24 protein-coding genes are annotated in these 24,889 nt (G+C 36.7%); 6 read left to right on the top strand and 18 right to left on the bottom strand.

The window, feature by feature from the left end; translation table 11 throughout:
- The first annotated feature begins 264 nt into the window (after nucleotides 1-264).
- Nucleotides 265-2,058: a lysophospholipid acyltransferase family protein gene (locus H4J69_RS12600; RefSeq protein WP_182244496.1), complete on the top strand. Its 1,794-nt coding sequence runs from the start codon at nucleotides 265-267 to the stop codon at nucleotides 2,056-2,058.
- A 12-nt stretch (nucleotides 2,059-2,070) separates the two neighbouring features.
- On the opposite strand, the gene H4J69_RS12595 is transcribed toward H4J69_RS12600, so the two are convergent.
- From H4J69_RS12595 to H4J69_RS12570, 6 genes are all read right to left on the bottom strand, one after another.
- Complete coding sequence (locus H4J69_RS12595; protein WP_182244497.1) at nucleotides 2,071-2,817, bottom strand: NRDE family protein; 747 nt, start codon at nucleotides 2,815-2,817, stop codon at nucleotides 2,071-2,073.
- Nucleotides 2,818-3,387 (bottom strand): hypothetical protein, encoded by a 570-nt coding sequence (locus H4J69_RS12590; protein WP_182230812.1) that lies wholly within the window; start codon nucleotides 3,385-3,387, stop codon nucleotides 2,818-2,820.
- A 39-nt stretch (nucleotides 3,388-3,426) separates the two neighbouring features.
- Nucleotides 3,427-3,708, bottom strand: a complete 282-nt coding sequence (locus H4J69_RS12585) for an anti-sigma factor (protein WP_070374390.1) — start codon at nucleotides 3,706-3,708, stop codon at nucleotides 3,427-3,429.
- Nucleotide 3,709: 1 nt separating this feature from the next.
- Nucleotides 3,710-4,375: a sigma-70 family RNA polymerase sigma factor gene (locus H4J69_RS12580; protein ID WP_182244498.1), complete on the bottom strand. Its 666-nt coding sequence runs from the start codon at nucleotides 4,373-4,375 to the stop codon at nucleotides 3,710-3,712.
- A 43-nt stretch (nucleotides 4,376-4,418) separates the two neighbouring features.
- A complete protein-coding gene (locus tag H4J69_RS12575) occupies nucleotides 4,419-4,565 on the bottom strand; it encodes a hypothetical protein (protein WP_157470823.1) in 147 nt (48 codons plus the stop codon).
- Nucleotides 4,566-4,890: 325 nt separating this feature from the next.
- Entirely contained in the window at nucleotides 4,891-5,643 is a 753-nt protein-coding gene (locus H4J69_RS12570; RefSeq protein WP_182230814.1) for an ABC transporter substrate-binding protein, read from the bottom strand.
- A 347-nt stretch (nucleotides 5,644-5,990) separates the two neighbouring features.
- On the opposite strand from H4J69_RS12570, the gene hflX reads away from it, so the two are divergent.
- On the top strand, nucleotides 5,991-7,343 hold the full coding sequence (hflX, locus tag H4J69_RS12565; RefSeq protein ID WP_070374388.1) for a GTPase HflX: 1,353 nt from the start codon (nucleotides 5,991-5,993) through the stop codon (nucleotides 7,341-7,343).
- Between the two features lie 170 nt (nucleotides 7,344-7,513).
- Here the strand turns inward: hflX and H4J69_RS12560 are convergent, their stop codons facing one another.
- The gene (locus H4J69_RS12560) at nucleotides 7,514-9,196 is read right to left on the bottom strand and encodes a DUF342 domain-containing protein (RefSeq protein ID WP_182230815.1); all 1,683 of its coding nucleotides are present in this window, start codon (nucleotides 9,194-9,196) and stop codon (nucleotides 7,514-7,516) included.
- 321 nt (nucleotides 9,197-9,517) lie between these two features.
- On the opposite strand from H4J69_RS12560, the gene H4J69_RS12555 reads away from it, so the two are divergent.
- Nucleotides 9,518-10,741, top strand: coding sequence for an EAL and HDOD domain-containing protein (locus tag H4J69_RS12555; RefSeq protein ID WP_182244499.1), 1,224 nt, complete (start codon nucleotides 9,518-9,520; stop codon nucleotides 10,739-10,741).
- Nucleotides 10,742-11,242: 501 nt separating this feature from the next.
- Here H4J69_RS12555 and H4J69_RS12550 read toward each other — a convergent pair.
- Both H4J69_RS12550 and H4J69_RS12545 read right to left on the bottom strand, forming a co-directional pair.
- Nucleotides 11,243-12,499 (bottom strand): Y-family DNA polymerase, encoded by a 1,257-nt coding sequence (locus tag H4J69_RS12550; protein WP_182230817.1) that lies wholly within the window; start codon nucleotides 12,497-12,499, stop codon nucleotides 11,243-11,245.
- Entirely contained in the window at nucleotides 12,487-12,900 is a 414-nt protein-coding gene (locus tag H4J69_RS12545) for a LexA family transcriptional regulator (protein ID WP_146801079.1), read from the bottom strand. Before H4J69_RS12545 ends, H4J69_RS12550 begins: the two co-directional genes overlap by 13 nt.
- Nucleotides 12,901-13,051: 151 nt before the next feature.
- Between H4J69_RS12545 and H4J69_RS12540 the strand changes: the two genes are divergently transcribed.
- Both H4J69_RS12540 and H4J69_RS12535 read left to right on the top strand, forming a co-directional pair.
- The gene (locus tag H4J69_RS12540; RefSeq protein ID WP_182230818.1) at nucleotides 13,052-13,666 is read left to right on the top strand and encodes a PolC-type DNA polymerase III; all 615 of its coding nucleotides are present in this window, start codon (nucleotides 13,052-13,054) and stop codon (nucleotides 13,664-13,666) included.
- A 166-nt stretch (nucleotides 13,667-13,832) separates the two neighbouring features.
- On the top strand, nucleotides 13,833-14,834 hold the full coding sequence (locus tag H4J69_RS12535; protein WP_259367749.1) for an endonuclease/exonuclease/phosphatase family protein: 1,002 nt from the start codon (nucleotides 13,833-13,835) through the stop codon (nucleotides 14,832-14,834).
- A gap of 63 nt (nucleotides 14,835-14,897) precedes the next feature.
- Here the strand turns inward: H4J69_RS12535 and H4J69_RS12530 are convergent, their stop codons facing one another.
- The 7 genes from H4J69_RS12530 to ubiG form a co-directional block, all read right to left on the bottom strand.
- On the bottom strand, nucleotides 14,898-16,097 hold the full coding sequence (locus tag H4J69_RS12530) for an ice-binding family protein (protein WP_259367748.1): 1,200 nt from the start codon (nucleotides 16,095-16,097) through the stop codon (nucleotides 14,898-14,900).
- A 381-nt stretch (nucleotides 16,098-16,478) separates the two neighbouring features.
- Nucleotides 16,479-16,580, bottom strand: coding sequence for a PEP-CTERM sorting domain-containing protein (locus H4J69_RS20495; RefSeq protein ID WP_404842822.1), 102 nt, complete (start codon nucleotides 16,578-16,580; stop codon nucleotides 16,479-16,481).
- Nucleotides 16,581-16,645: 65 nt separating this feature from the next.
- The gene (locus H4J69_RS20490) at nucleotides 16,646-16,759 is read right to left on the bottom strand and encodes a PEP-CTERM sorting domain-containing protein (protein ID WP_404842498.1); all 114 of its coding nucleotides are present in this window, start codon (nucleotides 16,757-16,759) and stop codon (nucleotides 16,646-16,648) included.
- A gap of 65 nt (nucleotides 16,760-16,824) precedes the next feature.
- Complete coding sequence (locus tag H4J69_RS12515; protein WP_182244500.1) at nucleotides 16,825-17,976, bottom strand: ice-binding family protein; 1,152 nt, start codon at nucleotides 17,974-17,976, stop codon at nucleotides 16,825-16,827.
- A gap of 167 nt (nucleotides 17,977-18,143) precedes the next feature.
- A complete protein-coding gene (gene prsT / locus H4J69_RS12510) occupies nucleotides 18,144-20,969 on the bottom strand; it encodes an XrtA/PEP-CTERM system TPR-repeat protein PrsT (RefSeq protein WP_182244501.1) in 2,826 nt (941 codons plus the stop codon).
- Nucleotides 20,970-21,365: 396 nt separating this feature from the next.
- Nucleotides 21,366-22,118, bottom strand: coding sequence for an ABC transporter substrate-binding protein (locus tag H4J69_RS12505; protein WP_182244502.1), 753 nt, complete (start codon nucleotides 22,116-22,118; stop codon nucleotides 21,366-21,368).
- A gap of 328 nt (nucleotides 22,119-22,446) precedes the next feature.
- A complete protein-coding gene (gene ubiG, locus H4J69_RS12500; protein ID WP_310733605.1) occupies nucleotides 22,447-23,280 on the bottom strand; it encodes a bifunctional 2-polyprenyl-6-hydroxyphenol methylase/3-demethylubiquinol 3-O-methyltransferase UbiG in 834 nt (277 codons plus the stop codon).
- Nucleotides 23,281-23,291: 11 nt separating this feature from the next.
- Between ubiG and H4J69_RS12495 the strand changes: the two genes are divergently transcribed.
- Entirely contained in the window at nucleotides 23,292-23,654 is a 363-nt protein-coding gene (locus H4J69_RS12495; protein ID WP_182169595.1) for a DUF2237 family protein, read from the top strand.
- A 106-nt stretch (nucleotides 23,655-23,760) separates the two neighbouring features.
- Here the strand turns inward: H4J69_RS12495 and H4J69_RS12490 are convergent, their stop codons facing one another.
- Together H4J69_RS12490 and H4J69_RS12485 are read right to left on the bottom strand one after the other, a co-directional pair.
- Complete coding sequence (locus tag H4J69_RS12490) at nucleotides 23,761-24,009, bottom strand: hypothetical protein (protein WP_182222325.1); 249 nt, start codon at nucleotides 24,007-24,009, stop codon at nucleotides 23,761-23,763.
- 12 nt (nucleotides 24,010-24,021) lie between these two features.
- Nucleotides 24,022-24,840, bottom strand: coding sequence for a CPBP family intramembrane glutamic endopeptidase (locus H4J69_RS12485; protein ID WP_182244503.1), 819 nt, complete (start codon nucleotides 24,838-24,840; stop codon nucleotides 24,022-24,024).
- Nucleotides 24,841-24,889: the final 49 nt, after the last annotated feature.

The raw sequence follows: 24,889 nt of genomic DNA, 5'->3' as shown, positions 1-24,889 counted from the left end.
CAGATGCTTAAGTTATAAATACCAATAATACACCTAAAGACTATATTCCTTTGTCGAGGGGGCGGGATCATAGGCTAATCCAAGTGTGTTATAGCTCTTATTGATAAATTCAGCCTTTGTGTGATAAAACATTATAAGTACTTTAATTTTTTAGTGAAATTTGTAACCTTTATCTTGCGTGTAACATCTAAAATAGTATCAAAAGTTAACGGGGAAGCCCTTCGATCGCGTTAATATAATCATTTCCTTATAACTGAAGACTTTATGAACAATGAACCACTAGAAAAACCTTATTCAGATTTACGTCTTGCGGCTATGGCGCCTAATACATTGCTGGGCACAATGCTTAAAATTACCGGGCCTTTTTGGGATAAGTTATTAGGGATAAGTAAACTGCGCAGGGTTTATGAGTCTTGTGAATTATCTGGATTAAACAAACAAGAATTTTCACAAAAATTACTCAATGGTTTAGGTGTTCAGGTTTCTGGTATTAATGGTGTTTTGGCAAAAATACCGCAACGTGGCCGTTGTATTATTGTCTGTAACCATCCTTATGGCATGATTGAAGGGGTTATTATTGCGTATTTATTAACCGAGGTTCGTGCTGATACTAAGGTCATGGCAAACGTCGGTTTAACAATATTTAAAGAAATTAAAGATTACTTTATCTTTGCTAATCCATTAAAGCCTAAAGCTTTGATCAATGGCTTGGCAATAAAACAATGTTTTCGACATCTCGAAAAAGATGGCTTGTTGGTCATATTTCCTGCAGGGCGTGTTTCTTTTTTTCAAGCGGATAAACAACGAATTGCCGATGCTGATTGGAATCGACTCGCAATTAAGCTTGCCACAAAAACCGACTCGCCTATCTTACCTGTTTTTATATCAGGTGCTAATAGCAAACTTTTTCATAATATGGGGAGAGTTTATTATCGTTTTCGACTACTAATGTTAGCGCATGAAATGTTTAAATTACAAGCACATAACATCGCTTTAAAAACCAATAATCTGCTCACCATAAAGCAACTTAATGAATTTAATGGTACTAAAAGAATGAATGATTTTGTCCGCTTACAATGCTATTTAAACGATGATAACTATTTTAGCCCTTGGCTTGAGCATGAGCAAAGAACATCATTTGAAGCGGTTATTCCTATGGTGGATAAAAAAGTAATGAAAAAAGAGCTTGCTCAACTGCCTGAAATACAACACTTATTAGATTTTAAATCATTCTCTGTCTATTATGGTTATCAACAACAAATTCCACATTGTGTAGAAGAAATTACTCGATTACGGGAAATAACGTTTAGAACTTTAGATGAAGGGAGTGGTGAAGCGTGCGATACCGATAAATTTGATGCAACGTACATGCATTTATTTATTTTTGATCATAAAAATGAAGAGATTATTGGTGCCTATCGAATAGGACAGACCGACCTTTTACAAAAAAATGGCGATGTATCAAAACTTTATCTTGCGCAAATGTTTGATTTTGCGCCTGAGTTTATTAATCAACAACAACCTTGTTTAGAAATGGGCCGCTCATTTATCATTGCTGCGCACCAAAACAGTTTTCATGGCTTACTGTTATTATGGAAAGGCATTGGCGCTTTTGTCTGTCAAAACCCACATTACCGAACATTGTATGGCACGGTATCATTAAGCAAACTATATGATCCTCGCTCAGTTGCCTTAATTGATGAAATTATGGTGACAGATAAAGAGGGCGTTAGCGCTAAAAAATCCTTTGCCGGGCAACTTCATCCAGAAGTAAAAGATTTTATTAGCGCAGCACCTGTCTCTTTAAATCAGTTGTCGGCATTAGTGATGGGCATCGAAAAAGATGGTAAAGATGTCCCGGTATTATTGAAACAATATTATAAGTTAGGGGCTAAATTTCATTGCACGGGCATAGATGTTAATTTCAATGACACGCCAGGCTTGTTGCTTAGTGTTAATTTACCAGCAGCACCTGACAAGCTATTAAAGCTTTATTTAGGTTCATCTAAAGCCGCGTATATAAATTATGCTAAAAGTGGTGAGTTAAGTGCCATTTGAGAATAATAAATATTATGCGAATTCAATGCTCTCTTCTTTTGGAGACAAAACTGTGTGAGATTTTTGTAAAACATTATCAAAGTACTCAAAACAAATTTCACTTTCTTTAGCGAGACAAGTTTTTATTGATAAGTGAGAGATACTGACTGTTCTCGCATCTTCTCTTTGCATATTAACCGCATATTTACCGTCTTTTTCTGTCGAAAAATGAAAGTCTTTGTGTTGCTTTGATAATAATTCTTTACCATTAACAGACTGTTCAAAGCGATATTTTCTCTTTTGGCGCACGTCAATAAAATCAATACTTGATGATGTTATCGGTAAGTCAGCTTTACCATCAACGCTTACCTCAATCAGTTGCTTACCATTCCACTTTACGCAGTGAATTTTTGGTTTTTTAATCGATAAATCTTCAGGGAAAATGCACAGTTGAAAAGGTTGGAAAACCTTTAGGTCCATAGTTTCTAATTGCTCAATAACACTCGTTTGGTTTTGCAGTAAAGAAAGAATAAGTTGTCCACGACTGATCACGTTATTGTGATTATTAGCCGGTGCTTGATAATTATTTAATAAAGCGAGCGATAAGCCTTTTTTGCTGACAGCTATCCATGTACCCGCACCAACAGGGTCTACGGGATAAATGGCGCCACTTATTGGATAATATTTAGGGGGAATAGCTAATAAGCGAGAACGTTGTTCATCACGATTGAAAAATAACTCATAACCATTATCATTGAGTAAATACGTTAACGTGCACATTTAATTAATCACAGATAAAAGTTTATTTTTACTTTTAGCATCAGTAGATTGTTCATTACACTGTCTTAAAAAAGTTGCTGTAGCAGGCGCCAAGCCAAAATCTTGGGGTAATTCGGTTGCTTGTAGCGCATTTTTTTGAGCAAAAGTTATCTGAGCAATCATCGCATAGTGATGAGTAGCATGGCTACCGACAAAAACTAATTCTCTAGCGACAGAGGTTTGTAGTTTTTGTATATTTTTATTGGTTACCGATACTTCTGTCGCTAATGTTATCACTTGATTGAGCTTGTCTTCGGACATGCCTTGAATCCAATTAGCTATTTCATTTAATTTAGCGATAGCAAGTTCAGGAGATAACTCTATTTGGCCACCACGCATCCTAAGATCATAGTTAATCAACTTATTTTCAATACCTGACATTATCGCTAAATAATGATCAATAATATGCCGCATATGGGTGCCTGCAGAACTGATAAAGTTAGGTTGAACGATTTGTGTATAATTTTTTTTAGAGACAGTATTAAGATACAACTGACCTTGTTCAATAATTTCCAATTGACTGATGATCATTCTTTTTTAAATTTCCAATAGTAGAATTAATAAAATGAACTATTTAGACGTTCGACTCTTTAAGATAGCTTGTATAAGATCTTCTGGGACCTCTGGGCTCTGCTCTGCTTTAATAAACCCTGTTTGAGAAAGACGAATGGCATTTTTATAGCCCTCTAAGTAATCTCTGCATTCTGGGCACATACTTAAGTGTAGTTTAAATTTAAAGCTTTCAATGTAAGATAAATTACCGCCATGAAAATCATATAGAAAATTGTCAACCTCTTCGCAGGTCAACATACCTGGCATGTGCTGGGCTATTAATCGCTTAATCATTAACATATCAGTTTACCTTCCAATTTTTTTCTGCGTTATTTATGTCTTCCTGTTCTAAAATAGTTTTTAAAAGTAACCTAGCTCGGTGTAATTGAGTTTTCACTGAAGCTTCAGATATTGCTAAAATTTCAGCCGTTTCTTTGGTACTTAGTTCTTGGATGTCTCTAAGCAGTAAAACGTTACAATATTTCTCAGGAAGTTGGTAAATAATATTATTAAGCGATAATTTTGCTTCACCTTTTTCAAATAGCATTTCAATATTATTATTTAGGTTATCGTTTAAGCTATGGCCTAAATTATCGGCAAATTGCGTACGCTCTCCATAGTCATTGTATTGCTGATAAAATGTTTCTATTGAGGTAGTGTTTTGCCTTTTTCTTTGTCGAAGCATCATTAGCGCTTCATTTACCGTAATACGGTGCAGCCAAGTCGACAGGTTTGAATTTTTTTTAAAAGAGGTTATATTGTTAAAAACTTGAATGAAGGCTTTTTGTAAACACTCTTGTGCATCGTCATCGGTGGAAAAAAAGCGCCATGCAAGGGTATACATTTTTGCGCTGTATTGACGTACTAATGCCTCGTAAGCGAAAGCATTATTATTGATCAGCCCCTCAACTAGTTCATCTTCTTTATCGATATCTTGGCTTAAAGTAGCGGAAGATTGTTTTTTCAAAAAAGTTGTAACCTTTTTAATTTTAGCGCATCAACTAACTAAGTTAACGAATAATTAATTGAAAATCACTATTTAATTTTAAGGCTGTTTTTTTAGTGTCATTAATGTTCACGATAATAGTAGCAGCCGTTACGGTACCTTGGGATGATGGCTGGTAAGCGATAACAGACCCAAGTGCACCTTTACCCATGAAAGAGTTATTGACCTCTAATAAATTAGTTATCGTAAAAGAAGTACTACAAAGCACGCTCATTATGATTATATAACGCTAAGCGGCAGTGTGGTGATGTTAAATAACGGTATTGCGTTTTCTGTAACCTGTTACTATCCGTCTTATTTATTATGGGTGGACTTTAACTGATAATAGGTAATAGATAAAAAGTGTTAACAGGCTTAAAGCAAAATTGCTTACGGGCACTTGATTACAGCAATTGAGTTGAAATATAAGATACTCTACCTTGTCTCTATTGCGTAATATAAAGCATTGTTATTGAGTCATCATAAGTCCCTGCAACTTACTTTTGCATTTCATGGCTTGCATAAATTTTTTCTATTGAGCCATTTTGTTTTAATTCTTTGATCACTTTATTTACCGCATCTTTTAGTGACTTGTCTTTAAAAGCCATATTCGAGTAGGTAAAGGGCCATAAATAATGTACGGTAAAATTGTTACGGGCTATGCTCGCTTCATCACTATAATATTTATTATTCAAATCATACCAAAATACGTTGATATCACCGACTCTAATCACATTTTCTCCAGAAAGCATCAGTTGAGTGGTCTCTTTAGGGTGGGCATGCTCTGAATATTTTGTATTTTCTTTTGCTATATTCTTAAATTTTTCACCAAGCAGCTCTGTAGCTCCTTGGTATGCGGCAATAGACTTTCCTTGCAAGTCACTTATATTATTAATAATTAACTGAGCTGACTTTTTCGAAACTGCTACATCTCTAAAGCGAAACACTGGCTCTGATAAGTAGGCTTTTACTTTTGAACTGGGAAAAATATTAGAAGCAACATCAATTGACTTACCATAGTTAATTTCATGTAAGATCCGGTTATTACTCATGGGGATGTATTGCACTTTATATTGTGGCAGCTTTTTGAATATTTCATCAATGATTTCAACAAATAAGCCTTGTGTGCCTTTTTCAATAAAATAAGGAGGAAAGTTACCTACACCCACTTTTATGACTTGCTGCGCCGTTGACACCGTTGAGAATAAAAGTAGATAGGTAAAAAGTAGGCCGCTTAATATTTTTGACATGAATATAACACCACAACTAATTGTTCATTGATTAAGAGTGTAGTTAAATAATAGTAAATAAGGTAATTTAAATCTGTTGATATTATTAATCTTTTATTAATAGATTACAGCAAGTTTTAGGCTTTTAGTTGGCGGTGAATCATAATCGCGTGCATCATACTAAGCCGCGTTTATTCTCTTAATCGCGGGATCTGCTACCGACATCATTCAGTGATTTCTTATCAACTAAAATAAACTCGCTATTTAGTCTGCCATTGCCCTATAAAGCTTAGCTATAACAGCGTAGGATAACACTACTTTAGATAAAAACTTAGGTTTGCACTTCAGGTGCACTAACATAAATAATTATGCAACTAACAGCAAAAGCATCACTTACTAACGCTTTACTTATTTCTATTTGCACACCGCACTTTAAAGGTGATGAAGCAACAGAATCACTTGCAGAGCTTGCGCGCTTAGTGACAACACTTGGCTTCAAAGTGGTTGGCACTCAATCTCAAAAGCAGAGTTCGACTAAGAAAGTTAATGTACTGGGCTTGGGGAAATTAGCTGAAATAGCTCACCTTACGGGTAACCAGGGTGTCGTTGAAGGCTTAGATGACGCTGATGATTTACTCGATGAAACTGACATTTCTGCTGTGCCTTCAGATATCCCATCAGAAAACCTGCCTTTTGGTTGTGCAGATGTCGTGGTCTTCGATTGTGACTTAAGTCCATCTCAACTGCGTAACGTCGAAAATCAGTTAGGCGTAGAGGTGTTTGATCGCACCGGTATTATTATTGAAATATTTAGTCGTCATGCGCGTACTAAAACAGCAAAACTACAAGTTGAAATTGCTCGTCTTAATTATGTAGCACCACGACTTCGTGAAACATCATGTGGTGATAAAGAACGTCAGATGGGTAAAGGTGCAGGTGAAACAACGCTTGAACTTAACCGCCGAGCAGTACGCGACCAATTAGCCGACCTTAAACGCGAATTGGTCAGTGTTCAACATGAAATGAAAGGCCGACGTACTCAACGTTCTGAGCTTTTTTGTGTGGCATTGGTGGGATATACCAATGCGGGTAAATCATCAATGATGCGAGCGATTACCGGTAGTGATGTTGTTGGCGAAAACAAACTTTTTGCAACACTTGATACCACAGTTCGTGCACTATACCCAGCCACACAACCACGGATATTAGTGTCAGACACGGTTGGATTTATTAAAAAGTTGCCGCACGATTTGGTTGCCTCATTCCATTCAACCTTAGCCGAAGCTCATGATGCTTCGTTACTCTTATATGTGGTTGATGCTTCGGATGCTTCCTTTCGTTCACAACTCGATGTTGTGCACGAAGTACTGGCAGAAGTCGGTGTTGAAGACAGTAAGAAATTACTGGTACTCAACAAATCTGATCAACTTAGTATTGAGCAACAACAAGCACTGATGGAAGAGTTTCCTGATGCTATGATCACCTCTACTCGAAATCCTCTTGATATCACTAAGCTGCATAAATATATTGTTAACGCAGCGCAGGACGATATGATTGAAGATGAGATTATTATTCCTTATACCGCTAAAGGTATCATAGGTGAAATTCGATCGAGCATGAGTGTTACCAAGGAAGACTATGAGTATAGTCACATTAAACTTACAGTACGCTCAAACGCGATTGATTTAGAGAGATTAAAAAAGCGCATGCAGAACTTATAAAGTGATGGCTGTGCTGTTCATTAATTTGAGCAATGTCTGTGGTGAACCCGGTGATTTATTGCTGAGTCATTAATGTTCTAGGATTATACATGGATAAATATTTAAAAATCTAAGGTTTCTCTAGTGAATCAGTATGGTGTTCGAAGGTTAATTCATTTAAGTTATTTCAATTAATTAACTATTGGCTCTATACTGATTTTATTTTCAAGCCACTTTATCTGTGTGGCTTCATGGTCACGCTTAAAAGCATAGTTTTTATTGGCGACTTCAATATTTACACCCGAAAGTATTGACTGATAAGCTGTTAGCTCAAAAATCGCTAAATGCTCATTGATATTATTCGCTTTTTCTAGCCATTCTTTATTGAGTTTACCTAACAAGTATAAGTGCTGCTTTAATGCATGGGTAATACGATTTATCTGTTTAGTATTTTCGTTATCTAGGTCGTTAGCCTTTCGTAATAATTTATATATTCTAGGTAAGCGCCTAATTATTTTATAGTTTGCTTCGTCTGCACTTATTCTTAATTCTTCGACAGTTTTGGGCCAATAATTGAAATTTAAATAGGTCATTGCGCCACAAGCTGAACCAAGAGTGCCTATATGAACGGAACCTCCTGTGAGTACATGGCTACCAAACAACTTTCCATCCGCTTTGTCATTAGCGATATTACCCACCCATAAATCACCTTCAACTGTAATGTGGCTATGAGAAATATATTGTGTAATGTTAATATCTTTTTTACAAAAAAAATCGACATATTGTGCAAACTGCGCGCTAATATCTCCATCTGCTTTGATCACTGTACTGTTTTTTAACTTATTTTTGTCTGATATTTGTCGACCAATAATGCCCAGTGCAATCGATATATTGCCGCCTGCAGAAATTGAAGCGGTTTCAACTAACCCACCAATGACGATGTCTTCAGTTGCGGATAATTGCATACCTTCACAAACATTGCCTTGCACATAAATAGAGCCATCAAAACGAATGTTTCCGGTGCCAACATCTATATTTTCAATTTCCAGTAACTTATGCACAGCGACACTATTATCTAAATACTTGGGCATACCATCAATAGCAGCAACAAGAATGTTGTTGTTTTCATCTAAAAAAGACGAACCTTCAGACTCCTCTAAAAAACATGTTTCACCTGATACTGCATCTATAGCCGCTCCGGTTACATCAAAGCCTTTAATACCATCGGTTGGTGGTATTAGCTTAGCTAATTTTTTACCTGCTTTTACATGAATTAAATTACCTAATTCACGCATATCTACATTGCCATTTTCGAGCTTCTTAGGACACATAATTTGCTCTGCGGGGTTATCGACTAAATATTTTACGTAACCATCCTTTCCATTTCTGCTCATTTTACCTTTTGCTATTTCGGTAGATATACTTTTACCTCCTTGAAGTAACTGCCCCTCTTTTACAATATTGATGATGTTTTCTTTAATGATACCCTTGGTTATATTGTTTTCTTTTAATACATTAATAACATCAGTATTTTCAATGGTTTTACCACCATAAGCTGCGGTAAATTCTAATGTAGCTAACATATTTTCAGGCCCCAACGTGACCTTTAAATTCGCATCAACAGCATTTGCTATGATTGAACTTATACCTGTCGTCGCTTTTGATTCATCACTCTCATCACTCTCATCACTTTTAGCCACTTCTGCTAGTAGTAACTCCATCGCCCCGTCAATCAGTAAAAAAGTAGAATATGTAGATAATTTGAATGTTGTTTGTAGTTTTTTTAAGTTAGCTTTTGGCTGTCCTTTAACAGGCGTGATGGTCATTAATAAATCTTTATCTTCGTTTTGAAGTGTTAATTTTATATCACACATATATTCTTCATTGATTTGTCTGCATTAATATCAACTTTATCATTTAAATTGAGGTTAATTGCTAATAAATAAGGTGTTTACGGCTACTGCTGTAATATTGTTTATTATTTGAATACTAATAAATTCAGCCTGTTCACTGAATTGACAAGATTAAAGTTTATCGACTCGTTTTAATCTTGCAATGCGTGTTTTTTAGTCTGCTGTCACTGTACACCTAACTAACCATACGTTGATAGGTTTTATTATGTTTTATAAGTATTTACATAGATTTTCTAGGAAAAGCAACTACTATTAAAGGACGAAATCTCATAGGTTTGATTAATGGAAATAGTATTAAACACTTTCATCGCAAGGCAAGCGATTTTAGATATAAATCTTAAAACTATCGGTTATGAATTACTCTTTAGAGACCGTTTAGAGAATGTATTTAATGGGGATTCTCCAGAAAAAGCAACCTCAAAAGTTATACTTCAAAACCATATATTGGGTGATTTAGCCGATGTTTGCCTTGGAAAATTGGCCTTTATTAATTTTGATGAGTTTACCTTATTACAAAAGTCGCCTTTGCTCTTTAACCCAAAAAATATCGTGGTTGAAATTATTGAAACAGTTAACATCTCTGATGAACTCGTTTTCAATGTTGCTCAACTTCATAAAAAGGGTTATGTCATTGCGTTGGATAATTATAATTTCGAAAGTAAATGGGAAGTGTTTTTTCCATATATCTCTATTATTAAAGTTGACATTGAACAGGTTACTTTCACTCAAATAGAAGGGCTGAAAAAACGCCTATTATCAACTAATAGTCGTATAAAAATAATTGCTGAACGCATTGAAACGAATCAGCAGTACCAACAATTTAAAGCGCTAGCTATAGACTATTATCAAGGCTACTTTTTTCACAAACCCGAGATAAAGTCCGGCACGTCTATATCTCCTCTAAAAATTAATTTAATTCAACTTTTTTTAGAAGCTTACAAACCACACTTAGACTTCAACCAACTGACTGAAATTATTAGCCGTGATGTAACGTTAGTTAGCGGTATATTAAAGTTGGTAAACAGTGCCGCAGAGTGTGGCAATATTGAAATTACCTCTATTAAGCAAGCTATTACCTATTTGGGAACAGATAAAATAAAGCCGTATGTTGCAATTATATCAATGTCAGCATTATCATCTGAAAGTTCACCAGAACTTTTTATCGAGTCTTTAGTACGCGCTAAAATGATGGAACTCATAACGAAAGAAAAATCATTCAGTCACCTTAATGAAAAAGCTTTTCTAACCGGAATATTGAGTAATTTAGATGCCATATTAAATTTACCCATGGCAGATATTGTAAAGAGTTTTCTTTTTTCATCAGATATCAAACTGGCGTTATCTGAGCAACAAGGTGAATTGTCAGAACTATTAACATTGGCTAAGCATTATGAAGTATCAACGAGTAAGCGTGTTACTCGTTGTATTGGCAGTAATAAAATTTCTGAAACTAGACTGTTAAATTGTTATTACGACGCATTAAAGTGGGGGATGAACATCTTTTAAGGTGGTAGCCCTTTGACATTTTATATCACTAGCAACTTTATCCTTAAATATTATGAGTTCAAGGTTACAGTGGCTAAACTTACGAATAACACTAACAACTAATTTTGAGAATGTCTTGCCAGTTACTCGTGGTTACCTTTGTGTTGTTGGCTTAAAAAGTGTTTTTCATTTGCCTAGCAGCTAATTTTGGGGATGTATTGCCAGTTACTCGTGGTTACCTTTGTGTTGTTGGCTTAAAAAGTGTTTTTCATTTGCCTAGCAACTAATTTTGGGGATGTCTTGCCAGTTACTCGTGGTTACCTTTGTGTTGTTGGTTTTAAAGTGTTTTTCATTTGCCTAGCAGCTAATTTTGGGGATGTCTTGCCAGTTACTCGTGGTTACCTTTGTGTTGTTGGCTTAAAAGTGTTTTTTCATTTGCCTAGCAGCTAATTTTGGGAATGTCTTGCCAGTTACTTGTGGTTACTCTTGTGTTGTTGACTTAAAAAGTGTTTTTTCATTTGTTTAGCAACTAATTTTGGGTATGTCTCGCCAGTTACTTGTGTACTGTGGACTTAAAAAGTGCCGTTTCATTTGCCAGGAGTCTGATTTTCCCTCTGCGCCCAAGGTCAATGTCCCCTTACCGTAACGACTATTAATACTATCAAGACAATTCATTAGTATTGGGTTTGAATGATCAGATAAAAATAAATCAGCTTGTTGATGTTGTCTGCTTTCCAAGGCGATTGCACCGACACCACAACGATAAAAATGCACACCGGGTATAAATATTTCAGCGAGTATTAAGCTGACCGCTGTAGCAATATCACAACTATTATCTGTTGCTAAAGGAAAAGTATAAACCATTGTTTGTTTATAATAATTTTCATCATGGGGGGAGCTTGAAGCGAACACGAGCAGTTTTTTGATAAGTGAAGACTGACGCCTTACTTTTTTAGCGACTATCGTACTATGGGTGATTAAGGCTGCTTGTAATGTATGTATATCTACAATACGTTGACCAAAACTACGTGTAGAGAATATTTCCCGTTTAGGTGCTTTTACATCATCCCAGCTTAAACAGCTAATCCCCTTTAATTCGTTAACCGTACGTTCAGTGATAACACTAAATTGCTTGCGCATAATTTTAGGGCACTGCATTGATAATTGATGAGCTGTGCTAATATTTTGCTGTTTTAGTCGCTGAGATATTTTATTACCAATCCCCCAAACCTCATTTACCGCCATTTTTTCTAATATTTCTTTCGCACTTTGCGCGTTATCAATAATGGCAACACCCTGGTAACCGTCAAGTTTTTTAGCTGCATGATTTGCTGCTTTAGCTAAGGTTGATGTTGTGCCAAAGCCAACTCCCACCGGTAACCGGGTTTCTTTCCAAATAGCACGTCTTATTTCATGGCCGTATTGGTGCCAATCTTTAATAACGCCACTATATTTTTTAAAATGTAAAAATGACTCATCAATTGAGTAAATATATTGGTCATCACAATACCTAGCAATAACATTCATCATTCTTTCACTTAAGTCAGCATATAGCTCGTAGTTGGAAGAGCGTACCACTACACCATGCTTATGTAGTAAGTCCTTTATCTGAAAATAGGGGGTGAATTTTGGAATACCCAGCCGTCGAGCAATAGGACAAACAGCACAAATGCAGCCGTCGTTATTCGTTAAAACAACAACGGGCTTGTTTCTTATGCTCGGGTCGAAGACTTTTTCTGCGCTGGCATAAAAAGATACTGCATCAACTAATGCATACATGCGGTTAATTCAGGAGCTTGATGATGGAGTCGAATAGAGCGAGTAACAATACCTTCTAATTGAAAGTCGTCTTCGGGCTTGATGCTAACTGGCGCAAAATCTTTAGACGCTGATAACAGCCGAGCTTGCTTTTTATCAATCAACTTACAGACAAAGCAGCCATTGTAATTTGCCACGATGACATCACCATTTCTGGCGGTGAGTGAGCGATCAACGATAAGTAAATCACCATCAAAAATGCCCACACCCTGCATGGACTCACCAGATGCTTGGCCAATAAATGTGGCATTAGGATGCCTAATAAGAAGTTTATCTAATGATAACCCCAGTTCTTTATATTCGGCTGCGGGTGATTCAAACCCTGAAATACCTGCTTCAATGTAAATAGGAATAACTTTCATTACTTAAATCTCACCTGTGTTTTTATACAGTATAGTTTCTAAGTTGATTATTGAACAGAATAATTTAACATTGCTTACGAGTAATGATTACTTTCATTTTGAAATATAGCCGTTAAAATCAGCGCTGCATAAATTTATAGGGTTAACTTAGATGCATGAAAATGCCAATTCGTTAGTGGTACTTGATTTTGAAACCACAGGACTATCACCCAATCAAGGTGATAGAGCGATAGAGATAGGTGCGGTTAGAATTGTAGACGGTAAGGTTACCGATAAATTTCAATCATTAATGAATCCTGGTTTTAGGATCAGTGGTTTTATTGAGCAATACACCGGAATATCTAATCAGATGCTTGCTAAGGTCGGCTCTTGTGGTGAAGTGATGGCAGAATTTGCCGATTTTCTGGGTGATGATAATTTACTTGCCCATAATGCTTCCTTTGATCAAAAATTCTTGGACGCTGAGCTTAATAATATTAATCGAAAATACTTTGGGCAATTTATTTGTTCATTACTTGTCTCTCGCAGAATCAATATAGATGCACCTAATCATAAATTAGGTACGCTTATTCGTTATAAAAATATTCCATCTGATGGGGCTTTTCATCGGGCGTTATTTGATGCTGAGATGACGGCAAAATTGTGGTTGTTGATGCTTGATGATATTGAAGAAAAAATTAACCACGAGTTTGTACCTTTTGCATTAATACAGAAGTTATCAAAGACAGCAAAAAGTGACGTAAGTAAGCTGTTAACTAAATGGTAATTTATCTTGTTGGTTTTTAATTTTTTATCTCAGGTATACTCACAGTTCAACGTTTATTAGAGTTAACATTATCGACTATCCAGATAAAAAAGCCCCAGAAGAAATAGATCCCATACTGCCTTCTATAGCTGTATCAAATTTACAGCTTAAAATAGCTACCTTTAATTTGTTTAATTACCTTGAACCGCCCAATGCTTTCTATGAATTTGAACGAATTTATAGTGCTGAGCAGTGGCGTAAAAAGCAACATTGGATTGCTGAATATTTACGTGAATATCAACCTGACATTATTGGCTTCCAAGAAGTCTTTAGTCCTGAGTCTCTAGAGCAATTAGTTGCAGAGCAGGGCTATTGTTATTTTGCCGTGGTTGATGAACCTCAAGTGATAGATGATTTTATTTACAAACGTCCTGTTGTTGCCATAGCATCTCGTTACCCTATTGTTGAAGTTGCTGCGGTAAAAGCAAACACTGAGCTTGCACTATCATTAGGTTTAACTGATAAATTCTCTTTTAGCCGAAAAGTGTTAAGGGCAACAGTTGATGTGCCTCATATGGGTAACTGTGATTGTTATGTTGTGCACTTTAAATCTAAGCGCTCTATGATTGAAGTCGATGATAAAAATATAAGTCGCACGCCAGAGCAAACCATTATTGAAAGCCTAAAAGCACAAGTGGCAGGTGGTTGGGGCTCAACGATACAACGTGGCAGTGAAGCGGCGTTATTAATGATTGAAATAATAGCGCGGCGTGAGACTACCGGTCAGCCAATGGTATTAATGGGCGACTTCAATAATACCTTAACTGATGGTGTGCTAAGTCATCTACTGACTAACACCCTACGCTTTGTTTCGGCCATTGACCGTGATGCCTATCTTGCTAAATATTGCTTGCAAGATGCTTGGGATTTATTTCAAGTTGCAGTGAAAAATGAAACTCATCAAGAGGAAAAAATACAGCGCACTCCGACACATTATTTTGGTGCGAGCAGCTCAGTACTTGATTATATATTATTATCATGTGATTTTGACGCTAGTTATCACGATAGTCTTTATCAGGTCAGTGCGTACGACACCTATGATCGACATTTAATTAATCCTATCTTTGAACGAGATGGCGAAAGTACCGATCACGGTATTGCCTTGGTTACACTAACGTTAAGATCATAAATTAATCAAAGACCCAAATAAAAAAGGCTCCCAAAGGAGCCTTTTTTATTGGTGATACTGAATTTACGTTTTTTTACGTTGCGCTTTAATTGCCAAACCGAAAAGTGCTAGAGCGAATAACCACAGTGTTGCAGGCTCGGGAACTTGAGTGACGGCAATGCTATCTGCAGAAGCTCTGGACTCGCCATTGGTACAATCTTTTTTACCAATAACAGTATCAGCACCAAATTCAATAAAATTACTTGCTGAATAAGCGCCGCCACAATCATCGCCTATGCCCGCTATCATTGAATCAGCACCTGTTTGAACAAAACCTCTAGCAAAAATATAACCTCTAGCCTCAGCGCCGGCGCCGAGTTGTGTGTAACCTGCTGAGCCGGTTTTATCGCCAAGAACATTCCAGATAATAGTGCTGTTATCGGTAACATCTTTCAATATCACTGTTGAGTTTGCAGAGAAGGTCAGATAGTTGGCGATATTAAAAATCCAAGAGCCATCGATACCTTTACCATCAAGCGTTAAGGTTTTACCTATCGCGATGGTTAAATAATTTATTGTGCTGTAAATACCCGCTTCAAGTGTTTCGTCGTTGGTGCCAAAAGTGGTGGATACAAGTTCTGTTCCTGTACCCATGTCTTTTATATCTTGTTGCACAGACGTAATAAGCACTTCCTGACTATCAACGATGGTGGGCAGTGCAACCATTTTCAAAGAATTAGCAGTAAGCGCGCCAACGATTTCAACACTTGCACCAATAGTGGTGGTGGTTCCAGCATCAACATCGCCCCCGAAAAGTGAGCCTGCACCAACGGTTACTGTGCTGCCAGCCAAAACATCGCCGCCAACCTCAACGGTTGCCGCTATGGTTACTGTTGTGCCAGCGCTTAGCTCGCCATCAACTTTTGCACTCGCACCAATAGTTGCTGTGGTACCTGCAATAATAGAGCCGTCGACAACAGCAGAAGCGCCTAGGGTAACGGTTGTTGTACTTTGAATATAGCCATCGACACCGGCAGCTGCGCCAAGTGTTACTGCGGTTCCAGCCTCAACGTTACCACCGACAATTGCATCAGCTGCTAGTGTTATCGCCGTAGCACTTTGGATATTGCCACCAATAGTTGTTCGTGCGCCCATGGTTATATAACCACTGGCATAAAGCGACTGGTTATTTAGTTCTGAGCCTAGCAAAGGTTGAAAACTCGCTTGTGCGTCAGACACAGCAAATAACACCACAATACAGAGGATTGAATTGATAAGTTTCAAATTAGACACCATTTCATATAGCTGAGCGTTCAGCATATAAAAAAACTTAATTTTTATAGAACAAAAAAACTTATTCCAAGAATTGTACAACTGTATAATAGCAGATAAGACGGTGTGTTGTTTGTTATTTGAATATTTATATCGTAAGTTATTGTAATTAAGTTCTTTTGTTTTTTATTACAAAGCAGGTGATATGTTCATAAGTTAACATAATACGTCAATAGGTTAACATGATGCACAAAAAGGTTAGCGAGATGTGATGCAGGCAGATCACAATTATAACTGTCTTGTTAAATAATGTAGTAAAACGAGCCATAGCCAAAATGCATAGTTAGCACAAATATAAAGGCCACTTAAGGGCTATTTTTAAATATTCAAAGGTTATCTGTGCTTTCTATTCACTATCATAGCTATGTCTAAACCTAATAACCAAATAGTGGCAGGCTCAGGTACGTCAACCGCCCCGCAACCTTGATGTCCAATGATACTGATTGTTGCAGCAAATGTGACGGTACTGCTTACTGAAAAAACACCACCACAACTCTCATTTATCTGTGCTTTCTATTCACTATCATAGCTATGTTTAAACCTGAACCTAAACCTAATAACCAAATAGTGGCAGGCTCAGGTACGTCAACTGCTCCGCAACCTTGATGTCCAATGATACTGATTGTTGCAGCAAATGCGACGGTACTGCTTACTGAAAAAACACCACCACAACTCTCATTTATCTGTGCTTTCTATTCACTATCATAAATATACCTAAACCTAATAACCAAATAGTGGCAGGCTCAGGTACGTCAACTGCTCCGCAACCTTGATGTCCAATGATACTATCTGCGGCAAATGTGACGGTACTGGTTGCTGAAAAAACACCACCACAACTGTCACCTATACCTGTTACTAAAGAAATAGCCCCGCCATCAATGGCTCCCTTAGAAAGAATATGACCTCTAACTTCTGCACCTGCCCCAAGTGATGTTAAGCCTGCTGTGCTTTCTCCCAGTACATTCCAAAGAATACTGCTGTTATCGGTGACGTTTAACAATACGACCTTGGAGTCAATGCCAAAGCTTAGATTATTGGCAATATTGAAAACCCAAGAGCCATCCATACCATTACCATCTAAGGTCAGTGTTTTTCCTGCGGCAATAGTGAGATAATTAACAGAATTATAAACGCCAGCGACGAGTGACTCATCGTTGTCGCCAAAATCATCCCAATCTAGTTCTTGATCGGTTACCAATGCTTTTAGCTCGGCTTGCACCGTGGTAATTTGATTTTCTTTACTGGTAACGACAGGAGCAGGAGGTGGGGCTTTTGATGAGTCGCTGGTAGCTGGTCCACCATCAATAATAACATTAGCAGCAATGGTTGCGGTAGTTCCGGCATCAACATTTTGATGAATATGTGACCCCGCAGCTATGGTCACTGTACTTCCTGCTACAACATTCCCCATAACCACTGCATTTTGCTCTAACGTTACTGTGCTTCCTGCTTCAATATTTCCATCAACATACACATTGGCGCCGAAGGTTGCTGTGGTACCCGTTTGAACCTTACCCATAACGTTTACATCGGCACCTAGCGTTGCGGTAGTGCTCGCTTCTATATAGCCAGCGACAATAACATTATCGCTTAGGGTTGCTGTAGAACCAGCCTCAATATTCCCACCAACTTGGCCATTGGCCGCTAATGTTATTGTAGTGAGGGCCTGCATATTACCATGAGTAATCACACCATCAGCCATTGTTATTGTACCGTTTGCATAGACTGATAGATCATTGAGATCTGAATCTAGCAGAGGGTGAAAACTTGCGTTTGCACTAGAAACTAAGATTATCATTAAGATAAAAAAGAGGTGAGTAAGGCGCTGCATAATAGACTCCATGTCATATATCTTAAAATTTCAGACGAAAAAACTTAATCCATAAGTTGTATACTTTACACAATATATAATAGGTGGGAGCAGGGCATTTGTACAATAAACGCACGTTTAATTGTAAATATAATTACCTTTAGTTGTTAAGTTGCTGTAAATTTTGTTTATTTTTTTTCTAATTTATCAAATAATTGTTGAGCCAATTGATGTTCTTCAAAATCATCAGGTAAAGCTATTAATTTAATTAATACTTTTTTTGCCTCATGGATACGTTGCAACTTTGCTAGGGCATAAGCAATATGGTATTGAATATCTGGGCTAGTGGAAGATAAGCTGAATGCCTGTCTTAAGTAAGATAGACCCAAATCTAACTCTTCAGATAAAACCAATGCCCAGCCAATAGTATCTATAATGGAAGGCATTCTAGGGTCAAGGTTCAAAGCTTGTTTAGCGGTTTCTATTGCCATAGTAAAGTTCTTATCTCTAATATAAATAGTCGCTAAATTATTCAGTGCTAACGCTCTTTTTGTTGGTGGTATATTATTTTTAAGCAGTATTTGATATTGTTTTTTTGCTTTTTCAAAGTGTTTATTTTCTAGCAAATGATCCGCCAACAAATGACGATGCAATAACAATTGAGGATATTCAGTGATAAGGTTATTTAATTCGGCAATAAATTTTTCTGACAAAGAGGCTGTTTTACTGATTTGATATAACTTACTTAAAGCCGTTAAATTAGTATGATCTTGACTAACCGCCTTTAAGTATGAATTAAAAGCTTGAGGCTTATTATTGCCAGCATTATAAATATCGCCTTGTAAAATAGTAAGCTCGACATTGTCTTTAGGTATTCTTTGTTGAGTTTGTGCAAGTAACTCAATGGCTTCGTTAATTTTATTTAATTGAATTTTAATCTTAATAAGTTCAATAACAATGGGTAATGAATTAGGCGCAAATTTAAAGGCTTTTTCCCGGCTATACTCTGCGCCAGCAAAGTCTTCTACTTTTAGCTGTAGTCGACTTAGTTTCATTAATAGTGGCACATTTTCATCAACCAATCCCGCCAATATATCTAATTTACGTTGAGACTTTTTCGGTTGATCTAATGATAATAATACTTCAGCTTTTTTAAATAAAGCCTGAATGTTTAGTCTGTTATCCCGCAACATTTGGTCAATAACTAACAGTGCATCTTGCCATTGTTGTTCAGCAATATAAATATTCGTTAACTCAGTCAGTGCAACTGTCTGTACTGATGGTATTTTAGCTTGCTGCTCAAGCCCAACAATAGCCGCCTCTTTATTACCAAGACGATATTCAACTTTGGCAAGTAATAATGCACTTTGATTATTATTTTTATTTTTATTTAGCACATCGCTCAATATCTTTCTTGCTAAGTCTAGTTTGCCAAGATTAAGTTGTAATAATGCATAACTGGTACTGATTTCACTATTTTGTGGCTGCTTTAAATACAATCTTTCTATAATTTTTTGGGCTTGGCTAAATTGTTGTAATTCAATCAATATTTGTGCAGTTATCAAATGATAGCTGACATTCTCTGGATAAGTATCGATTAATGGTGTTATATAATTTAAGCTTTTTTGGAAAGCTCCTACCCTTAATGACAACAGTGACAACGCGTATTGATAACTTTCACCCCCTTTGATATTTGCATCTTCTAATAAAGCAAGCGCTTGCTCAATACGGCCAGAGCCTTCTAGTACATTGGCTGAGAGAATCAACACCGCTTCATCTGTAGGGTAATCAACGCGCAGTTTTGATAAAACAAAATCAGCTTTATAATTTTGGTCAAATTTAAGATATAAACCAGCTAATATCAAGGCGTACTGTTTATTGAAGATCAGATCTTTCTCATTCTTTTCGAGTAATAATAAGGCATGTTTTGGTTCTTGCTGTTGCTGGTAAACATCAGCAAGCAGCATAATCTCACTCATTTCAGTTTGAGTAGAGCTTTGACTTAGATATCTTTTGAATTTACTTTCAGCTTGTATCCAATTTTCTTGAGCATAACTGCTCATGGCATCAAGCAATAATAATTGCGGCTGAGAAAGGAGATATGACTCATCAAGCTTAGATAATTGATTACTGAGTTCAACAAGCACTTTTTTTGATAATTCTACTTGGTTAAGCTCTTTTAAAATGAGAGCTTTCATAAATGTTGTTTGAGGGTCATTTTCTGCGGTCTCAAGTACTTTATCTGCAACCTGATTAGCCATGTTAAAGTTTTGAATATCGACATAACAGCCGATTAAAATTCGCAACGTTTCAATATTCTTCGGATTCAGTTCATTCGCTTTAGTTAGGTAGTTAATAGCATCATTAAATTGACCATCACTACGAGCAAGATGACCTTTTAATTGCCAGAGTATTTCGTTATTAGGCGCAATTTTGTTCGCTTTAGTAAGCAGTACCTTAGCTTTGATATTATTTTTTTGATAAATATAAACTGTTGCTAACCCTAATAATGCGTCAATATTATTGGCATACAGAGTAAGGATACTTTGGTAGGTTATTTTGGCGTTTTCTAGGTCATCTAAGCTAATATAAGCTCGTGCTTTTATTTGGTTATACGCTAACTCTCCTTCTTTTTTTAGCGTCATCTTACTGGCAAATGTTAAAGCTTGATCAAACTTACCTTGATTTAAAATGCTCTCACCAAGTGGAAAAACAATCAAATTATTATCAACACCTTGAGCAAGTAGATCATTGAGTTCTTGCTCAGCAGCAGGGTAAGAATTTTTATCTATTAAAACCTTAGCGAGTAATAATTTGGCCGGTAAATTACGTTCACTTTGCTGCAAAGCATTTTTTAAATGAATATAAGCTGTTTCAATCTTTCCTTGGTTATAAGCTTGAAGTGCGGCTTCATAATGGTTTTTTTCGCTGTTTGCTGCCATTGCCGCATTTACCATTAACACAGCAGCTATTTGAATAAAGGAGATAATTAATTTCCGTATTTTTTTCATCATGACTTATGGCCTTTATTTTCTTCTAACAACATCTCAAACAACAATGTATTAAAAATAGAAATTTGAATTTTATGACTATTTAAGTCATCAGAAAAACATTAAGTGTTGGCTTTGAAAAATGAACCCGTATTAATTTGCTACGTGCTAATCTAACAATTAGCACGCCAACAGCTAAATTATAACCTTGCTGATTAAAGCTCTGTGGTGAAATAAACGATTACGGAGATTATGAACAATATCCTGTCGTTCATCTTTGTAAAAAGCTGGGCCTGATCACTAGGCCTAAAATTTGATAAACTATGTATAAGTAATAAACTGCCATTCCTTGAGGCTTGATTTCAAGGACCTCATGGTTACTAGAGCAGAAATGGATTGGTTGAATAGCATTTATGCTACTTATAAACCCCACTTATCCATAATATTTTTATAGGTGCCATCGGCTTTTATTTGTTGTAATGCAGCAGATAAAATAGTCACTGTTTTATCTGCTGTTTTAAGTCCAGTCGCGATGAAAAGATCGCCAGGAAAGTCATGTAGTTCAATAAAAGGTTTAATGTCATCTTTGTTAAACCCAATACTCTTCATTTCTCTATCTACTGCAATAAAGTTTGTTAAAATAAAGTCTATTCGTTGTTCAAAGAGCATGCTCCACATATGTTTATAACTAACGGACAAATGTAAATTTTTTTGCTCTAGAAAGCCTGTGTTTTTTAAATATTGCTCCGAGTGATAGCCACGGATTGTACCCACGATAAACGACTTTGCCTCTTCAATATTACTAATATTGATATCTTCGCGGTTGCGAAGACCCACCAAAAAAGCTTTGCTCTTAAATATTTGACCAACCCACTGGAAAAGATCTTTGCGGTCAGTACTCTTCATTAAAGATAGCATAAAAATATCTTTATTATTTAAGGCTAAATCATAACTACGTGCAAAAGGTATAAACTCGATTTGAGCAGAAAGCTGAGTTTTAATCATTAAAGCTTCAATAACATCAACTAAAGCTCCAGCCGGTTTGTTATCTGCGCCCATAAAATGAAAGGGGGGTAAATCTTCTGTAACAAATCTCAGTTGCTGAGCATAACTTGCCCATGAGAATACAAACAATAATAGAGCAACAATCGCTTGCTTAACTATATTATTCATATCGGCTTTCTAGCCAATTTTGATTGAGGGAAAATTAAGATATTGATACTTACTCTATTGCACAGTGTTTACCTATTAGTATTGTATTAATAATAAAACGAGTGTTATTGCAAGGGAAGATTACGATTTTTTAGTAAATAAGGCAGCAGGTATCTGTCCAAACTTGGTGTTTTTGTATCATTAGGGGGCACTACCCTGTTGACCTGCTATTGAGCTTTGTATTGCTTAGCAGGGTGAATGTGTTGACACATTTACATTTATTATCAGGTAATTGTTGGCTAAATAAATAAGCGACTGTCTATTTTTTATAGCCGATATTATCGAAAGGCTAACTGGTTGCTAGATGTTTATATAGTTGTACATAATTGACTTCTAAACTTGAGGTTGTACGCCAAGTTTTGGTTAGGAGACTGTAGGCCATGCCTATTTCTGTCACCAAGTGCATATGTGCTAGCGTCGCCATCGTGTTTAATTCAAGTGGTGTTACAAAGGCTCGCCAGCTGTGTGTACCTATAGGTAAATAACGCATAATATATTCAGCCCCAAGAATGCCTACTAGGTAGGATTTAATCGTGCGATTTAGCGTTGCCATTACCACACAGCCACCCACTTTGCATAATTGGCTACACTGTTTTACCAAGTCTTTTTGGTTGGGAACATGCTCGATGACTTCCGCATTAATCACCACATCGTAGCGATGTTCATCGCTTATACTGGTATGTTGCGCATGTTCGTTGCGATACTCAATATCAAGTTGAGATTTGACCGCATGGCGTTTTGCTACTTCAATACTTACCTCACTCACGTCTATACCGACCACTGTAGCTCCGGCTTTTGCTAAAGGTTCGCAAACCAGACCTGCGCCGCAGCCAACATCTAAAATTTTTAATCCTTGCAGCGGTGCTATATGATTAGGGTCGCGACCATAGAAGGCGCAAATTTCTGCAATAAAATACGCGACGCGTACTCTATTGAATTCGAGTGCCGTTTTGTATTGACCGTTTGGATCCCACCAACTTTCAGCGAACTTATTAAATTTAGCGATTTCTGCTGGACTAAAATTACCAGCTGGCGTGTGTTTAATGGTATTATTTTTCACTGGATTAAGCTTACTTTTGTCTAACATGGTAGGTATATCCATTTTATTTTTGTTAATTAACACAAGGCACCTTTATGGACAATCAACTGAATGTATTAGGTACAGATTTAGAGTTATGTTGTAGTAATACGGGCTATACCCGAAAAGGGTTTTGTTTTGTGCCCGAAGTTGACTTTGGTAACCACAGTGTCTGCGCAATTATGACCGACGATTTTCTTCAGTTCTCAAAATTACAAGGCAATGATCTGATCAGCCCTAATTCTCAATATAATTTTCCTGGCTTAAAAGCGGGTGATAAATGGTGTTTATGCGCTGTTCGCTGGTATCACGCTATTGCAGCCAATGTTGCTCCACCTATTGTGCTTGAGGCAACCAACCAAAAAGCACTAACAGTGGTCTCATTAGATGTTTTAAAGGCCCATGAATATCAGCGTTAAGGCGTTACTCTTGTTGATAAAATAACGAACAACACCGATACCACTGTTTAGGTCGAGTTAGCGACTTAATAATCAAGGTCGTATAACAGAGATATCAATAACATCATTATAATTTTTTTATCTCTTGGCGAAGTGTGGTGTTGCTATCGGTGACGATTTTCTCCAGTACGATCACTCTTTCAACCAGTATAGCTAATTTCTCTTGTGTTGCTCTGGCGGTATGACTATTAGTTTCTTTTTGTAACGCTAATAATTGTTGATTGGCTGCTGATTTGTAACGAAAGTAATGGCGAACCAAGATAATTATTAATACCGGTGATGTCAGTGTTATCATGACTAAAAATAATTCAAACATAGCTAATTCCCTTTAAATACTTTGAGTGGTTAATGTCGCTTTTGTACTTGTGGTCGACTGATTTTTCCACAAGTTTAAAAAGGTTATTTCACGATTTTTACCACGGCAAACAAGCAGATGAATGTAAAGCAAAGTTAAAATAATTGAGCTTGCTTTAAATATATTGCCCGCTAAGTCTCCCGCTGCACCACCTGACATGCCAAATATTCCGTAAGCTGCATTCATGAAAATATGCATCCATAAAGGGAACCAAATTCGATAACCAGATTCACAAAATAACCATGCAAACCAAGTACCGGCTACCGAAGTTATTGCGAAAGCTGCAAAGGCTGACATTAGGTCATGCCCTTGATATATATGCCCAAAACCAAAGATAACAGAACTAAATAAGGCAGCAGGTATAAATCCTAAGTGGCAATATCGAAATAAAACGCCAAACAATACCGCTCTAAAAAGAATTTCTTCGAACACCCCCGCGTATACCGAGCCAACCATTATCCCTGATAGGGCAAGGTTCAACTCGCTACTTAAATAGGCGTAACCGATTGTCATCGGCAAGCAACAGGCAACCGCCGCTAAAAAGTAATGTTGAAATCCTGCTATTTTTAGACCTAAAATCTCAGTTAAATCAACGTCCTTAAATAGTAAGCTTGCCACTAACACTAAGGGACTATATATAAAGAGGTAGCTCGCGGGTGTTAATAAAAGGTGTGATTGATTATCTAGTGCCAGTAAAGCTTCACTCCAAGTATCTCCCCAAAAGTATTTCATACTATAGCGACAGAATATAAAGGTAGTGATCATTATTAGTGTTTTAATTTTGTTATTCATATTTACCTGCTTAACTAAAGTTTAAATTTCAAATTAAGCATGACTAACA

Source organism: Colwellia sp. BRX10-9 (assembly GCF_014077405.1).
In the GTDB taxonomy this organism is placed as follows: domain Bacteria; phylum Pseudomonadota; class Gammaproteobacteria; order Enterobacterales; family Alteromonadaceae; genus Colwellia_A.
This window is presented reverse-complemented; position numbering and strand designations above follow the sequence as displayed.

Bases quoted from the DNA above. Each gene is read 5' to 3' on its own strand.
- H4J69_RS12590 (WP_182230812.1), bottom strand. From the start codon at position 3,387: ATGATCATCAGTCAATTGGAAATTATTGAACAAGGTCAGTTGTATCTT.
- H4J69_RS12585 (WP_070374390.1), bottom strand. From the start codon at position 3,708: ATGTTAATGATTAAGCGATTAATAGCCCAGCACATGCCAGGTATGTTG.
- H4J69_RS12490 (WP_182222325.1), bottom strand. From the start codon at position 24,009: ATGTTTGAATTATTTTTAGTCATGATAACACTGACATCACCGGTATTA.
- H4J69_RS12600 (WP_182244496.1), top strand. From the start codon at position 265: ATGAACAATGAACCACTAGAAAAACCTTATTCAGATTTACGTCTTGCG.
- H4J69_RS12540 (WP_182230818.1), top strand. From the start codon at position 13,052: ATGCATGAAAATGCCAATTCGTTAGTGGTACTTGATTTTGAAACCACA.
- H4J69_RS12515 (WP_182244500.1), bottom strand. From the start codon at position 17,976: ATGCAGCGCCTTACTCACCTCTTTTTTATCTTAATGATAATCTTAGTT.
- H4J69_RS12495 (WP_182169595.1), top strand. From the start codon at position 23,292: ATGGACAATCAACTGAATGTATTAGGTACAGATTTAGAGTTATGTTGT.
- H4J69_RS12595 (WP_182244497.1), bottom strand. From the start codon at position 2,817: ATGTGCACGTTAACGTATTTACTCAATGATAATGGTTATGAGTTATTT.
- H4J69_RS12505 (WP_182244502.1), bottom strand. From the start codon at position 22,118: ATGAATAATATAGTTAAGCAAGCGATTGTTGCTCTATTATTGTTTGTA.
- H4J69_RS12555 (WP_182244499.1), top strand. From the start codon at position 9,518: ATGGAAATAGTATTAAACACTTTCATCGCAAGGCAAGCGATTTTAGAT.
- H4J69_RS12560 (WP_182230815.1), bottom strand. From the start codon at position 9,196: ATGTGTGATATAAAATTAACACTTCAAAACGAAGATAAAGATTTATTA.
- prsT (WP_182244501.1), bottom strand. From the start codon at position 20,969: ATGATGAAAAAAATACGGAAATTAATTATCTCCTTTATTCAAATAGCT.
- H4J69_RS12575 (WP_157470823.1), bottom strand. From the start codon at position 4,565: ATGGGTAAAGGTGCACTTGGGTCTGTTATCGCTTACCAGCCATCATCC.
- H4J69_RS12550 (WP_182230817.1), bottom strand. From the start codon at position 12,499: ATGTATGCATTAGTTGATGCAGTATCTTTTTATGCCAGCGCAGAAAAA.
- H4J69_RS12570 (WP_182230814.1), bottom strand. From the start codon at position 5,643: ATGTCAAAAATATTAAGCGGCCTACTTTTTACCTATCTACTTTTATTC.
- H4J69_RS12545 (WP_146801079.1), bottom strand. From the start codon at position 12,900: ATGAAAGTTATTCCTATTTACATTGAAGCAGGTATTTCAGGGTTTGAA.
- hflX (WP_070374388.1), top strand. From the start codon at position 5,991: ATGCAACTAACAGCAAAAGCATCACTTACTAACGCTTTACTTATTTCT.
- H4J69_RS12485 (WP_182244503.1), bottom strand. From the start codon at position 24,840: ATGAATAACAAAATTAAAACACTAATAATGATCACTACCTTTATATTC.